The organism is Paraburkholderia sp. SARCC-3016 (genome assembly GCF_031119615.1).
Taxonomy (GTDB): domain Bacteria; phylum Pseudomonadota; class Gammaproteobacteria; order Burkholderiales; family Burkholderiaceae; genus Paraburkholderia.
Genome location: NZ_JAVHZD010000007.1, coordinates 207881 through 222720 on the forward strand (window position 1 = coordinate 207881; position 14840 = coordinate 222720).

Here is a 14840-nt window from a genome sequence, read left to right on the forward strand (position 1 = left end):
CGGATGACGCGTTCGTCTGCGACGCGTTACCCAATCGCACCCGAGGGACTTCGATGGACTGGAAAGACATTGCCAACGCTGTCGGCAAGGCGGCGCCGATTCTCGGCACGGCGCTCGGTGGCCCGATCGGCGGACTGGCCGGCGCGCTCGTTGCAAGCGCGCTCGGCACCGAGAACACGCCCGATGCGGTCAGCAAGGCGCTCGAGGCCGACCCGGCATCGCTTGAAAAACTCAAGGAAGCCGAACTCGCGAACAAGACCCAGATCCAGCAACTGCTCGTGCAGCAGGAGCAGAACCGCATGCAGTTCTCGCTGAACTCGTATCAGGCCGAAGCGGCCGACCGCGACAGCGCGCGCAAGCTTGCCGCGCAGCAGCCGAAAGACTTTATGCGGCCGCTGCTTGCCATCGTGCTGATGGCGCTGACGACTTACATCGTGTGGGCGGTGCTCGGCGGACACGCTTATGACGAAATCAAGGACACGACTGCCGCGCTGACCATCGGCACGCTGATCGGTTACGTGCTCAGCGAAGCGAAACAGGTGCTCGGTTTCTATTTCGGCATGACCCAGGACAGCGCGCACACGAATGCGGTGGTGCGCGATTTTGCCGTTTCGCCGGGCAGCGTCACGCGGCTGTCGGCATTGCCGGGAACGGCATCCGAGCCGGAATCCGCATCGACAAAAAACCCCGCGTAACGCGGGGCTAAATGTGGTCACATCGCGTGAATCACATCGCATGAGTCGCGTCGACGATCAGCGATGGCAGCGACGCTCCCAATGATGATGGACGCGCACTTTATGACACACTTCGTGATGGTGGTCGTAAGCGAATGCGGACGAGATGCTGCCCATTCCGGCCGCGACGGCAACCAGCGCCAGTAAAACCTTCTTCATCCTGAGTCCTCTGAAAATCAATTAACGGGAAGGGGGTGAACATGCTAACAAGCGCGTATTACGATTTGCTGAAAGTACGCTGAAGAACACGTCGCGTGCGGTTCGCATTTTCGTTGCGCGTGCAACCAGTTTGGCCTATGCTGCGCCGACCGCAACGCTCGCCGCGCGCGAGCCGTCTGCTGCTCGCGATGGGCATGGTCCCTTGAGGAGTGCGCGTCCTTCGGCCTGGGTGGACATATTCTGATCGATCTGTCGGCTTGCATTTCACCGAACATCGAAGACCGAACGAATGCGTGAAATCTCGTGAGTATCGCGTCCAGAATCGCGTGCAGCCATAGTCCCTCGATCGCGCACTGCGAAGTGCAGCCCGGTGTTGCAAGGCTGGGCACGGCGCGTGCGATCTTGGACTTTATCGCCGCGCGCAACACGTGCGATGCACTGCAATCCGATTCGCGCCAATGGCGTGCGCTGATCTGCCGCATGCGCTGCGGCGGCAGATCGATCGTATCGATCCGTCATACGAGGAGTGAAACGCGATGAGTTCCGAGTCGCAATCCATCCACCCGGCAGGGCAGCGAGCAGTCCGACAGCCCGTTCGCACGGCCGTTGTCGGCGCTGGCGCGATCGGTGGTCTGATCGCGGCGGCGGCGGTGCGCGCCGGCCATTCGGTCAGCGTGCTCGCGCGCGGCAAGACGCTCGATGCGTTGCGCACGGACGGGCTCAGGGTGATCGCCGGCTCCTGCGAGTCCGTCGTGCGCGTGAATGCCGGCGATGCGCCGGATGCGTTCGATGTGCAGGACTACGTCGTGATTGCGCTCAAGGCGCAGACGCTGCCTGCCATTGCCGCGAGTTTGCAGCCAATGATCGGGCCGCGCACCGCGATCGTTGCCGCGATGAACGGACTGCCCTGGTGGTTCACTCACGGCTTTGCCGGGCCGCTCGATAATCAGATCATCGAGGCCGTCGATCCGGGCGGCAGCGTGTCGGCGGCTTTGCCGCCGACACGCTCGATCGGCTGCGTCGTGCATCTGTCTTCATCGACCGACGGGCCGGGCGTCGTGCGCCGCGGACGTGGCAATCAGTTGATCGTCGGTGCGCCGGATGGCAACCCGAATGGCCCCATGAGCGAGCAGGCAGCCGTGTTCGCGGATGCGATGCGCATCGGCGGTTTCGATGTCGTGCTGTCCGAAGCGATTCGCACCGAGATATGGACCAAGCTGTGGGGCAACATGAACATGAATCCGCTTAGCGCGCTGACCGGCTCGACCGCGGACCGTCTGCTCGACGATCCGCTGACGCACGCGCTCGTGCTGCGGATGATGGAAGAGGCCGCGGCGATCGGCGCGCGGCTCGGGCTGTCGGCGGGTATGAGTCCGCCCGAACGTCTCGCGATCACGCGCAAGCTCGGCGCGTTCAGAACGTCGATGCTGCAGGACTTCGAAGCAGGCCGGCCGCTCGAAGTCGAGCCCATTCTCCGGGTGTTTCCGGAACTAGGCCGCAAGCTCGATGTGCCGACGCCGTTTTGCGATGCGGTGCTCGGGTTGCTGCGGCAACGAGCGGCGAATAGTGGGCTTTGAACGACAGTGGGCTTTGAACGACAGCGGGCTCTGAACGACGGGACCTGAAGCGAAGATCCTCGCCGCGTTTCTACTGTTCGTTGCGCTCGAGCGCTGCATCGATGACCTTATCGAGTGTCGCGCCGAGCACGGCCTTTTCGCGTTCGTCGAGGCAGTCGAACAGATCGCTGTTCCACTTGCGCGCGATCGGCATCACCTTGCGATAGAGCGCGCGTCCTTCGCTGGTCAGCGAAACGAGCACGACCCGTCCGTCGTCGTCGCTGGCTTCGCGTTGCACGAGCCCCTGCTTGATCAGCGCTTCAGCCGCCCGGCTCGCCTGACTTTTGTCGAGATTTGCATGGCGCGCGAGGTCCATGATCGAAAACGGGCCAAACGAGCCAACCGATGCAATCACGCGCGCTTCAGGCAACGTCACGCCCAGCTTCTCCAGATAACGATCACTGATGCCGCGCTCGGAGAGTTTGTTGAGTATGTGCAGACGATACGTCAGAAACTGCTCGAGTCCGGCTTTATCGGAGGCCTTCATGGTCTTCCTGTTGGGAGTGAATGCGGTCGTAGCGCTGTGATTGTTGCCGCATCCGCTGCGCGGGTCAACGCATGCCGCGCATGTCGTATCGCAGACGCGTCAATTGCTCGGCTTCGTTCGCGAGCAAACGCGCCGCGTCGCGTATCGCAGTCTCGAGTGTGATCGGTCCAGGCGCGGGCGAAAAGCATCCACTGAAGTGTTCCGTGAGTCGCGGCAACGCCGCCGGATCGACCGCGCCCGAAAGCAGCGTAGCGGGCACGCCGGCCGCGCGCGCATGGCGGCACGCGATGAAAGGCGCCTTGCCGTGCAGCGTTTGCACATCCGAGCGGCCTTCGCCGGTAATGAGCCAGTCCGCGCCCTGCAAGGCTTCGTCGAGACCGATTTGCCGCGCGACCACTTCGGCGCCCGGTTCGAACTGCGCGCCGAGCATATGCAGCGCGAAGCCGAGGCCGCCGGCCGCGCCTGCGCCTGGCAGGTTGCGCGCGTTGCGCGCAAGCGCCGGCTCGAGCAGATCGGCGAAGCGGGCGAGGGCGGCGTCGATCGCGATGACCTGATCGGGCTTCACGCCTTTCTGCGGACCGAACACCGCGGTTGCGCCATGGTCGCCGGTGAGCGGGTTGTCGACGTCGGACATGCCGATGAAGGTCGCTTCGGCAAGCCGCGCGTCGAGTTGCGATGCATCGACGTGCGTGGCGCGCGCGAGCTGCTCCGGCGTCGGTTCGAGTTCGTTGCCCTGTGCATCGAAAATCTTGAGGCCAAGGCCGACTAGCAGACCCGCGCCGCCGTCGTTCGTGCTGCTTCCGCCGAGTGCGACATAGAAGCGGCGCACACCTTCGTCGAGCAGTGCGCGTATCGCTTCGCCCATGCCGCGCGTGCTGCGGTCTTCGACCGGCACGCCCATGCCGACCGGATCGGTAATGCCCACCACTTCTGCCGTTTCGATGATCGCGCTGCCGTCGCCGACGAGACCCGTCGCCGCATCTCGCGCGGCGCCCGCCGCGCCGCGCACGGTCAGCGTGCGGCGCTCGCCGCCGCGCGACAGCATCGCGTCGAGCGTGCCTTCGCCGCCGTCGGCCATCGGGCAAATGCGGATGTTCGCGTCCGCGCGCGCGCGGCGGATGCCGTCGGCGATCGCCTGTGCGACTGCTTCGGCGTTCAGCGAGCCTTTGAACGAATCGGGAGCGACGACAACAACGGGCGCGGCGTGAGGCGCGGACGACGGATTAGGCATGATGTCTCTTCGTGATTTGAGTTGTGGCCGGAGTGTGCAGCACGGACGATGATTGACAGGCCGGCTTGCCCGACCGCGTGCGCTAGCTTAGCAGCATGGCGCCTGCGACTGAATAGGCCGGACGGCATAGCGCGCATCGTCGCGCGAACGCAGGTTGCGCGAAGCGATAAAAGACGCTGCACAGGAGCGCGCGATCGGTTCGCGAAGTTCTTCTGCCCCAGACAGGAACACGTGAAGAACATCGAGCACGGGCGGTCGCAGTCCGGTTGCGCAAACGGTCTGCGAGCCGGCCGCAAAATGACCGGCAAACGCCGCCGTTGCCCGCTCGACGTCGATTCGCGGTGGACCGCGCAAATAGTTTGGTAAAATATTTGGCTCTCTGACCCAAACTGCGTCCGCGCGAGGCGTGCAGTCCGCGGCGTGCAACCGATTCGCCACCCGGGTGTCCCGCCCGCATGCAGTCGGCAGGCCGGCATGATGGCTGGCACCGGGCTGGAACCAGGCTGGCAGCGGCTGTGTGCAAGCGGCGAGAACGAGGAGCGACGCCGAGGCGGTACTCGATGTTTAAGAGTGTCGGCAATTCGGACGTCGGCAGAAGGCGCAGAAAAGATAACTGATTCGCTCGAATAATTTTAGGACGATTGAAGCCATGGCTAACGTTGTTGAGAACCTCGGCAAGCTCGAACGCCGCGTGACGATTTCCCTGCCGAAGGATGCCGTGCAGAAAGAAGTGGATTCGCGCATCCGTCAACTGGCGAAGAACGTGCGCATGCCCGGCTTCCGTCCGGGCAAGGTGCCGCTCAAGATGGTCACTCAGCAGTATGCCGGCCAGGTCGAAGCCGAAGTGCTGAGCGACAAGGTCGGCAAGGAATTCTTCGACATCAGCCGTGCGGAGAATCTGCGCGTGGCCGGTCAGCCGAGCTTCGCCCCGAAGACCGATGCAGACGAGAGCGCGTACGCGTTCGACGCGACCTTCGAGGTTTATCCGGAAGTGCGGCTCGGCGACGTGGCGACCGCCGAAATCGAGCGCACCACGACCACGATCAGCGATGCTGAAATCGACCGTACGCTCGACATCCTGCGCAAGCAGCGCGTGCACTATCACGCGCGCGGCGAAGCAGGCGCGCATGGCGACGGCGGCGCGGACACGGCGGCGAAAGACGGCGACCGCGTGACGGTCGACTTCGTCGGCAAGCTCGATGGCGCTGCATTCGAAGGCGGCAGCGCGGAAGACTTCGCGTTCGTGCTCGGCGAAGGCCGGATGCTGCCGGAATTCGAAAAGGCCGCGCTCGGTCTGAAAGTCGGCGAATCGCGCGAATTCGATCTCAAGTTCCCCGACGACTATCACGGCAAGGAAGTAGCCGGCAAGACCGCGCAATTCACGATCACGATGAAGAAGATCGAGTGGCCGCATCTGCCCGAGATCGACGCCGAGTTCGCAAAGTCGCTCGGCATCGAAGACGGCGATCTCACGAAGATGCGCGGCGAGATCAAGGATAATCTCGAGCGCGAAGCGAAGCGCCGTACGCAGGCTGTCGTGAAGAATCAGGTCATGGACGCGCTGCTCAAGATTTCCGAACTCGACGTGCCGAACGCGCTCATCGAACAGGATCAGCAGCGTCTCGTCGAAATGGCGCGCCAGGATCTCGTGCAACGTGGCGTGCCGAACGCGCAGAACGCACCGATTCCGGGTGAAATGTTCAAGGAGCAGGCGGAGCGTCGCGTGAAGCTCGGCCTCGTGCTCGCCGAGCTCGTGAAGGCGAACGACCTGCAGGCGAAGCCCGAACAGATTCGCGCCGAAGTGGACGAGTTCGCGAAGAGCTACGAAGACCCGAAGGAAGTCGTCCGCTGGTATTATTCGAACCAGCAACGTCTCGCCGAGATGGAAGCGTTCGTCGTCGAATCGAACGTCGTCGATTTCGTGCTCAGCAAGGCGAAGGTGACGGATAAGGAAGTGAGCTTCGAAGAGCTGGCAAGCGCAACGGCGCAACAGGCTTGAGCGTTGCTGCTACGGCGTGCCGGCTGTCCGAGCGATAGCTGCACGCCGTTTTTGCTTTCTGGTTTTTTGTTGTCCGCCTGATACTTGAATAGCGCTTACGCAGCGCTCACCTGTCCAGTACTTATTACCAGACAAGGATCCATTGCATGACCTTCCGCGCTCAAATGCTGGACACGTTGACTTCCCAGTCGCTGACCTCGCAGTCGAGGGATCGGGATCTCGAAGCGCAGGCGCTCGGTCTCGTGCCGATCGTCGTTGAAACGAGCGGCCGTGGCGAGCGCTCGTACGACATCTACTCGCGTCTCCTGAAAGAGCGCGTGGTGTTCCTCGTGGGCGAAGTGAACGATCAAACCGCGAACCTCGTGATCGCGCAGCTGTTGTTCCTCGAAAGTGAAAACCCGGACAAGGACATCAGCTTCTACATCAACAGTCCCGGTGGTTCGGTGTCGGCCGGCATGGCCATCTACGACACGATGCAGTTCATCAAGCCCGATGTGTCGACGTTGTGCATGGGTCTTGCGGCCAGCATGGGTGCGTTTCTGCTCGCGGCCGGCGCCAAGGGCAAGCGTTTTGCCCTGCCCAATGCGCGCGTGATGATTCACCAGCCGCTCGGCGGCGCGCGTGGCCAGGCATCGGACATCGAGATCCAGGCCCGTGAAATCCTGTATTTGAAGGAACGGCTGAATCAACTACTGTCCCATCACACGGGTCAACCGGTCGAACGCATTCAGCGCGATACGGACCGCGACAAAAGTCGGAGGCCAAGCGGTCTTAGGAAGACAAAACATTCTACCAACTCCTTGGCTCACAGAACGACATGGCTACGATCCGACTTCGGCGCCCTTGAGTCAGCAGGTATCGGCGTCGCTGATCCGGCGCGTTTTTCCGCAAATAGGGGAAAGAGCGCCGGGTAAAAGCGTTGTGAAATAATAAGACCCGTCTGATCGCCTGCGGCAAACGCCGTCAGCATTTGCACTTGGTCCGCCTCGGAGTGAGGGTGGGGCAAACGGCGTATCATGTTATTCGGAGTGTCCGGAGGCTTACATATCTATGGCGGACAAAAAAGGTTCGAACAGCGAGAAGCTGTTGTATTGCTCGTTTTGCGGCAAGAGTCAGCATGAGGTCAAGAAGCTGATCGCTGGCCCGTCGGTATTCATCTGCGATGAATGTATCGACCTGTGCAACGAAATCATCCGTGACGAAGCAGCGGGCGCGGGACTCGAAACCGGTATGTCGAAGTCAGATTTACCGAGTCCGCAAGAAATCCGCGAAATTCTCGATCAGTACGTCATCGGCCAGGAACGCGCGAAAAAAATTCTCGCGGTCGCCGTCTACAACCACTACAAGCGTCTGAAGCATCTCGACAAGAAGGACGAAATCGAGCTGTCGAAGAGCAACATCCTGCTGATCGGCCCGACCGGTTCCGGCAAGACGCTGCTTGCCCAGACGCTTGCTCGCCTGCTCAACGTTCCGTTCGTGATTGCGGACGCAACGACGTTGACCGAAGCGGGCTATGTCGGTGAAGACGTCGAAAACATCATCCAGAAGCTGCTGCAAAACTGCAACTACGAAGTCGACAAGGCGCAGCGCGGCATCGTCTATATCGACGAAATCGACAAGATCAGCCGCAAGTCGGACAACCCGTCCATCACGCGCGACGTGTCGGGCGAGGGCGTGCAGCAGGCGCTGCTGAAGCTTGTCGAAGGCACGATGGCGTCGGTGCCGCCGCAAGGCGGTCGCAAGCATCCGAACCAGGATTTCATCCAGGTCGATACGACCAATATCCTGTTTATTTGCGGTGGCGCGTTCGACGGCCTCGAAAAGGTGATCGTCGACCGCACCGAAAAGACTGGCATTGGCTTTGGCGCGAGCGTGAAGAGCAAGCAGGACCGCGACGCGGGCGAAGTGCTGCGCGACGTCGAGCCCGAGGATCTGATCAAATTCGGGTTGATTCCCGAATTGATCGGCCGGTTGCCGGTGGTGGCGACGCTCGGCAAGCTCGACGAAGCGGCATTGATGAAAATTCTCGTTGAACCGAAGAATGCTCTCGTCAAGCAATACCATAAGCTCTTCAACATGGAACGCGTCGAACTGGAAATCCGGCCGGCTGCGCTACAGGCGGTGGCCCGCAAGGCGATTCGCCGCAAGACGGGCGCTCGCGGCCTGCGTTCGATTCTGGAACAGGCGTTGCTCGACGTGATGTACGAATTGCCGGCCATGAAAGGCGTCAGCAAGGTCATCATCGACGACAACGTGATCGACGGCGACGGCAAGCCGCTGTTGATCTATGAAGACGCACCGAAGGTTGCAGGTTCGAATTGATCGGCACTTCCCGATTTTTGAGAAAAAGCCGTTCATGGCGACGTGAACGGCTTTTTTCGTTTATCTTGTGGTCAGGTTGGACTGTTTTTTTTGGTGTCACTGAACTTTTCTCCACACGCGTAGGCTTGCAATCCTTTCTCGCGGCCTTAATTACCGAACGAAACTGATTCCACTCATGGGGAAATGAAATGTCAGGAACCCAACTCCTCCCGCCGGAACGCGTCACGCTCCCGCTGCTCCCGCTGCGAGACGTAGTCGTCTTTCCGCACATGGTGATTCCGCTCTTCGTCGGGCGGCCTAAGTCGATCAAAGCGCTCGAAGCGGCGATGGAAGGCGGCAAGCACATCATGCTTGTTGCCCAGAAAACGGCGGCCAAGGACGAACCCACCGAAAAGGACATGTACGAAGTAGGATGCGTCGCGAACATCCTGCAAATGTTGAAGCTGCCCGACGGCACGGTGAAGGTGCTCGTCGAAGGTCTGCAGCGCGCCAAGACGCTGTCGATCGAAGAACAGGAAACGCAGTTCTCGTGCGAAGTCATGCCGCTCGAGCCCGATCATGCGGACAGCGCCGAGACCGAAGCGCTGCGCCGTGCGATCGTCTCGCAGTTCGACCAGTACGTGAAGCTGAACAAGAAGATCCCGCCGGAAATCTTGACATCGCTGTCGGGCATCGACGAAGCCGGCCGTCTCGCCGATACGATTGCCGCGCACCTGCCGCTCAAGCTCGACCAGAAGCAGCACATCCTCGAGATGTTCCCGGTCATCGAACGCCTTGAGCATCTGCTCGCACAGCTCGAAGCTGAAATCGACATCTTGCAGGTCGAAAAGCGCATCCGTGGGCGCGTCAAGCGTCAGATGGAAAAGAGCCAGCGTGAGTACTACCTGAACGAGCAGGTCAAGGCGATCCAGAAGGAGCTGGGCGAAGGCGAAGAGGGCGCGGATCTCGAAGAACTCGAGAAACGCATCACCGCCGCGCGCATGCCGAAGGAAGCCAAGAAGAAGGCTGACGCCGAGCTCAAGAAGCTCAAGCTGATGTCGCCGATGTCGGCTGAAGCGACCGTGGTGCGCAACTATATCGACACGCTGATCGGCTTGCCGTGGCGCAAGAAGAGCAAGGTCAACAATGACCTGTCGAATGCGGAGCGCGTGCTCGACGAAGACCACTTTGGCCTCGAGAAGGTGAAGGAACGGATTCTCGAGTACCTCGCGGTCCAGCAACGCGTGGACAAGGTGAAGGCGCCGATCCTGTGCCTCGTTGGTCCGCCGGGCGTCGGCAAGACGTCGCTCGGGCAGTCGATTGCGCGCGCAACGAATCGCAAGTTCGTGCGTATGGCGCTTGGTGGCGTGCGCGATGAAGCCGAGATTCGCGGTCACCGTCGTACGTATATCGGCTCGATGCCGGGCAAGATCCTGCAGAGCCTGACGAAGGTCGGCGTGCGCAATCCGCTCTTCCTGCTCGACGAAGTCGACAAGATGGGCATGGATTTCCGCGGCGATCCGTCGTCGGCGCTGCTCGAAGTGCTCGATCCCGAGCAGAACCACACGTTCGCCGATCACTACGTCGAAGTCGACTTCGATCTGTCGGACGTGATGTTCGTCGCGACGTCGAATTCGCTGAACATCCCGCCGCCGTTGCTCGACCGGATGGAAGTGATCCGTCTGTCGGGTTACACGGAAGACGAGAAGGTCAGCATTGCGCAACGTTACCTGCTGCCGAAGCAGAAGAAGAACAACGGTTTGCGCACTGGCGAGATCGAAGTGACCGAAGGCGCGATCCGCGACATTATTCGCTACTACACGCGTGAAGCGGGCGTGCGTTCGCTCGAGCGCGAAGTGTCGAAGATCTGCCGCAAGGTCGTCAAGATGTTGCTGCTGAAGAAAGCGGACGGGGCGGTCGTCGTCGATAGCGGCAACCTCGACACGTTCCTCGGCGTGCGCAAGTACGACTTCGGTCTGGCCGCGAAGGAAAACCAGATCGGCCAGGTCACGGGTCTTGCATGGACTGAAGTGGGCGGCGACCTGCTGACGATCGAAGCGGCGGTCATGCCGGGCAAGGGCAACGTGATCCGCACGGGTTCGCTCGGCGACGTGATGAAGGAGTCGGTCGAAGCGGCACGTTCGGTGGTGCGCTCGCGTTCGCGTCGCCTTGGCATCAAGGATGAGGCGTTCGACAAGCAGGACATCCACATCCACGTGCCCGAAGGCGCGACGCCGAAGGACGGTCCGTCCGCCGGTATTGCAATGACGACGGCGCTCGTGTCGGTGCTGACCGGTATTCCGGTGCGCGCCGATGTCGCGATGACGGGTGAAATCACGCTGCGTGGCGAAGTGCTGCCGATCGGCGGGCTGAAGGAAAAGCTGCTCGCGGCGCATCGCGGTGGCATCAAGCTCGTGCTGATTCCGGAAGAGAACGTCAAGGATCTGACCGAGATCCCGGACAACGTGAAGAACGCGATCGAAATCGTGCCGGTCCGCTGGATCGACAAGGTGCTCGAACTCGCGCTCGAGCGTACGCCGGCGCCGCTGCCCGAGGAAGAACCGAAGCCGGCTACGCCTGTGGGTGAAGCGGCAACGGAATCCGGCACGGCGAGTGAGGTCGTCAAGCACTAAGCTGGCTAAAGCAGATGGAAGCTGACGCAAGCTGACGTAAGCGAAAGCCTCAAGCCAAAACCCGCGGCTCATGCCGCGGGTTTTTTATTTTCTGCTTACAGCCGCGGCGGTTTTCATAGTCATCGGTGTCAAACGTTTGCACTACCGCGAGGCCCGATGCGATCAGTTGTGATCGTATTGACCGGGTCGCAAAATTCTGTCACGAAAACCCTGTAAAAAACCGCCAGGAATTGGGCGCAATCCCGGTTGACACGGCGGTTTCGGCTCATTCTAATAAACGGCCCGGTGTTTTTGCCGGGCCGTTTTATAAAGCGAGCGCATTACAGGCGCATTAACGATTGCCAACAACATTCTCGGGGGTTGGAATGAATAAAACGGAATTGATCGACCACATCGCCGAACAAGCAGATATTTCGAAAGCGGCGGCAGGACGCGCGCTCGATGCCATGATCGGTGGCGTCAAGGGCACGTTGAAGAAGGGTGGCTCGGTCACGCTGGTCGGCTTCGGCACTTTCGCGGTCGGCAAGCGCACCGCGCGCACGGGTCGCAATCCGCGTACGGGCGCTGCCATCAAGATCAAGGCGGCCAAGGTGCCGAAATTTAGGCCTGGTAAAGCTCTGAAGGATGCGTTAAACTAGTTGGCTCTCTGGTTGAGGATGAAAGGCTGCTGAAGGATGCAATCCTTCAAGTGTGCCGTGCTAACACCGGTTGGTGAAAACCAATAGCACAACCAGCAAGCAACCAGCAGCGAACGGCGATACGGCGGCGCGTGGCACATACATGGCAAATAAGTCATGGCACATGAGTCGCACGTATCACGGAACGGGTGCTTAGCTCAGTTGGTAGAGCGGCGCCCTTACAAGGCGTAGGTCGGGAGTTCGAGCCTCTCAGCACCCACCAGTTCCAGTCGTCGCGGGCATTGAGCAGTCCCACTGAGCAATCAGTCGGTAACAAGGAGTGGTAGTTCAGTCGGTTAGAATACCGGCCTGTCACGCCGGGGGTCGCGGGTTCGAGTCCCGTCCACTCCGCCAGCATCCTAGCAAGGCGAACTGCGAGGCGAACTCCGGTTCGCCTTTTTTGTTGTCCGCTGTTGTACTATCGGGCGTTCCGTTTTTCGGCCACCCCGTTCTTGCAACCCTGTCCACGGGATTTCCTTTGGACTGTTTCCGCGCTTGAAAGCATGCTCGATTTTTTCCGCAATCACCAACGTCTGATGATGTTCATGCTCGTGCTGGTCATCCTGCCGGGCTTGGGCTTCGTCGGCATCCAGGGCTTCCGCGGGTTCTTTGACGAAAGCGCGAACGTCGCAAGCGTCAACGGACACAAGATCACCCGCGCCGAATACGACAACTCGATGCGCATGCAACTGGATCGCGCGCGTCAGATGCTCGGCAACCAGTTCGACTCGAAGGCGTTCGACACGCCGGAGCGCCGCAAGGAGATGCTCGACGGCATGATCCAGCAGCGCGTGCTCGCCGATGAGACGCAGCGCTTGCATCTGACGGTTTCCGACGATGCGCTGCGCCGTGCGCTGATGAACGACCCTGTCATCGCATCGCTGAAAAAACCTGACGGCACGATCGATCTCGATCGCTACAAGCAGTTGCTCGCGATGCAGGGCTTGACGCCAGATCAGTATCAGGAGCAGGTCCGCTACGGCATGGCCATGCAGCAGTTGCCGGCGGCGATCCAGAGCACGGCCTTCGTGCCGAAGGCGCTCGCGCAGCGTCTCACCGAACTCGCCGAGCAGCAGCGTGAAGTACAGGGTCTCGCGTTCCGCGCGCAGGACTACGCGTCGAAAGTACAGCCGACCGACGCACAATTGCAGTCGTTTTACGACGCGCATAAGAGCGAGTTCCAGACGCCTGCAACAGCAACGATCGAATACGTCGTGATGTCGCCGGCTGCGCTCGCGGCCGCTACGCAGCCGACCGACGCGGACCTCAGGAAGTACTACGAAGACAATATCGCGCACTACCGCACCGAAGGCGAAGTGCGCGCGAGCCACATCCTGATCACGGCGCCGAAGGACGCGAGCGCAGCCGACAAGGACAAGGCGAAGCAGAAGGCCGAACAGATTCTTGCCGAAGTGAAGGCGCATCCCGACCAGTTCGCCGCGTTCGCGCAGAAGGAATCGCAGGACCCGGGCTCGGCATCGAAGGGCGGCGACCTCGGCTACTTCACGCGCGGCATGATCGCGGGCGGCAAGGCCTTCGACGATGCGGTGTTCAGCCTGAAGAAGGACGAGATCAGCGGCATCGTGCAAACCGACTTCGGCTATCACATCATCAAGGTGACCGACGAGAAGCCGGCCGTCACGAAGCCATTCGACGACGTCAAACAGGCCATTCAGAAGGACGTGCAGGCGCAGCAGGCCGCGAAGATGTTCAGCGACGATTCGGAGGGTTTCACGTCGATCGTCTATGAACAGGCGAAGAGCCTGAAGCCCGCAGCCGATAAATACAAGCTGCAGGTTCAGACGGCCACCGTCACGGATCATCCGAATCCGGCGCTGCCGCCCGACAGCCCGCTCAACAATCCGAAGTTCCTCGCCGCTGTGTTCGCGAGCGACTCGGTCAAGGACCGCAACAACACGCAGGCGATCGACGTGGGCAACAGCACGCTGATCTCCGCGCATGTGACCGACTTCAAACCGGCCGAAGTGCCGTCGCTCGACAGGATCAAGGACGCGGTTCGACAAAAGGTGATTGCGCAACAATCGGCTGAGCTCGCACAGAAGGACGGCGAAGCGAAGCTCGCCGATCTGCAGAAGTCGAAATCGACGGCGGGTTTCTCGTCCGCATTGAAGGTATCGCGCAATGATCCGCAAGGCGTGCCGCCGGTCGCATTGAGCGCAATTTACAAAGTCGATGCGCAGAAATTGCCGGCCTACGTAGGGGTCGATCTCGGCAGCGATGGTTATGCGATCTATCGCGTGAACTCGATCGTGCCGCCGGCGGCGGTGGATCCGCAGCATCTGGCGGCCGCGCAGCAGCAGATTGCGCAGGTCGATGCGCAAGCGCAAATGCAGGCGTATTTCGATGCACTGCGTGCGCGTTCGAAGATCAAGTTGTACGGTACGCTCGATAGCGCGCCAACGTCGTCGAGCGACGAATAGCGCTCGACGTCGGACACAGACATGCGCACATGCGTCTCCTGAGTCCATGCATCGCCCAAGAAAAAGCCCCGCATTTGCGGGGCTTTTTCTTTTCCTCGGGTACTTCTACGAATCGTCGAGAGATACGCGCGACGCGCGTTACAGGCAGCCGCTGATATCGCCGGTATCTGCCGTGCCGCCGCTTGCACCGGGGCGGAAACCTACCCACGTTCCCGAGCCCTGGTACGACGGACGCACAAGTGCGGCCGAGCCGCTCGGCGGTTGCTGACCAGGCGCATAGACGTCCATGGCCCGATCCCATGCGAGCGTGTTCTGCGTCACGACCTGTTGTTGCGACTTGTCGGCCCATTTCTGCGCAATGCACTTGCCGACGGCTGCGGGAGGTTGCTGGCTCGTGCCGACCGACTGCACACCTGCAGGCGGCTGGGCTGCACAAGCGGAGATCGCCACTGTCAAAGCGATAAGAGGTAAGTGTTTCACGTCATCTCCTTCATAGTCGCTTAAAAAAGAACCGGTTTGCGGAGCCGGCGATAGTGTCGGATAAACATCATCCGGGCACGTT

At 60.9% G+C, this 14840-nt stretch carries 11 protein-coding genes, 2 tRNA genes and 1 pseudogene; 10 read left to right on the top strand and 4 right to left on the bottom strand.

All coding sequences use genetic code 11. The annotated features are described in order from the left end of the window. The first annotated feature begins 53 nt into the window (after positions 1-53). Positions 54-695, top strand: a complete 642-nt coding sequence (locus tag QYH69_RS09705; RefSeq protein ID WP_308831648.1) for a hypothetical protein — start codon at positions 54-56, stop codon at positions 693-695. A gap of 57 nt (positions 696-752) precedes the next feature. On the opposite strand, the gene QYH69_RS09710 is transcribed toward QYH69_RS09705, so the two are convergent. Continuing rightward, a complete protein-coding gene (locus tag QYH69_RS09710; protein ID WP_198039138.1) occupies positions 753-893 on the bottom strand; it encodes a hypothetical protein in 141 nt (46 codons plus the stop codon). A gap of 536 nt (positions 894-1429) precedes the next feature. Between QYH69_RS09710 and QYH69_RS09715 the strand changes: the two genes are divergently transcribed. Then, positions 1430-2470 carry a 2-dehydropantoate 2-reductase gene (locus tag QYH69_RS09715; RefSeq protein ID WP_308831649.1) on the top strand — a complete coding sequence of 347 codons (1041 nt, stop codon included), beginning with the start codon at positions 1430-1432 and terminating at the stop codon, positions 2468-2470. 70 nt (positions 2471-2540) lie between these two features. On the opposite strand, the gene QYH69_RS09720 is transcribed toward QYH69_RS09715, so the two are convergent. Beyond that, on the bottom strand, positions 2541-2996 hold the full coding sequence (locus QYH69_RS09720; RefSeq protein ID WP_308831650.1) for a MarR family transcriptional regulator: 456 nt from the start codon (positions 2994-2996) through the stop codon (positions 2541-2543). Positions 2997-3060: 64 nt separating this feature from the next. Continuing rightward, the gene (locus tag QYH69_RS09725) at positions 3061-4227 is read right to left on the bottom strand and encodes a glycerate kinase (protein WP_308831651.1); all 1167 of its coding nucleotides are present in this window, start codon (positions 4225-4227) and stop codon (positions 3061-3063) included. 649 nt (positions 4228-4876) lie between these two features. Between QYH69_RS09725 and tig the strand changes: the two genes are divergently transcribed. The 8 genes and pseudogenes from tig to QYH69_RS09765 all read left to right on the top strand — a co-directional run bounded on the left by tig (position 4877) and on the right by QYH69_RS09765 (position 14278). Next, the gene (gene tig / locus QYH69_RS09730; RefSeq protein WP_308831652.1) at positions 4877-6226 is read left to right on the top strand and encodes a trigger factor; all 1350 of its coding nucleotides are present in this window, start codon (positions 4877-4879) and stop codon (positions 6224-6226) included. Between the two features lie 146 nt (positions 6227-6372). Next, positions 6373-6975, top strand: a pseudogene (gene clpP, locus QYH69_RS09735) (ATP-dependent Clp endopeptidase proteolytic subunit ClpP); the annotation flags it as partial. A gap of 301 nt (positions 6976-7276) precedes the next feature. Beyond that, positions 7277-8548 (top strand): ATP-dependent Clp protease ATP-binding subunit ClpX, encoded by a 1272-nt coding sequence (clpX, locus tag QYH69_RS09740; protein WP_219799963.1) that lies wholly within the window; start codon positions 7277-7279, stop codon positions 8546-8548. A 188-nt stretch (positions 8549-8736) separates the two neighbouring features. Further along, entirely contained in the window at positions 8737-11160 is a 2424-nt protein-coding gene (lon, locus tag QYH69_RS09745; protein ID WP_308831653.1) for an endopeptidase La, read from the top strand. A gap of 365 nt (positions 11161-11525) precedes the next feature. Continuing rightward, positions 11526-11798, top strand: coding sequence for an HU family DNA-binding protein (locus QYH69_RS09750; RefSeq protein WP_075157262.1), 273 nt, complete (start codon positions 11526-11528; stop codon positions 11796-11798). A 186-nt stretch (positions 11799-11984) separates the two neighbouring features. Next, positions 11985-12060: transfer RNA gene (locus tag QYH69_RS09755), tRNA-Val, on the top strand. 54 nt (positions 12061-12114) lie between these two features. After that, a tRNA-Asp gene (locus QYH69_RS09760) sits at positions 12115-12191 on the top strand. Positions 12192-12340: 149 nt separating this feature from the next. Continuing rightward, the gene (locus QYH69_RS09765; protein WP_308831654.1) at positions 12341-14278 is read left to right on the top strand and encodes a SurA N-terminal domain-containing protein; all 1938 of its coding nucleotides are present in this window, start codon (positions 12341-12343) and stop codon (positions 14276-14278) included. A gap of 138 nt (positions 14279-14416) precedes the next feature. Here the strand turns inward: QYH69_RS09765 and QYH69_RS09770 are convergent, their stop codons facing one another. Continuing rightward, the gene (locus QYH69_RS09770) at positions 14417-14758 is read right to left on the bottom strand and encodes a hypothetical protein (RefSeq protein ID WP_308831655.1); all 342 of its coding nucleotides are present in this window, start codon (positions 14756-14758) and stop codon (positions 14417-14419) included. Between the last annotated feature and the right edge of the window lie 82 nt (positions 14759-14840).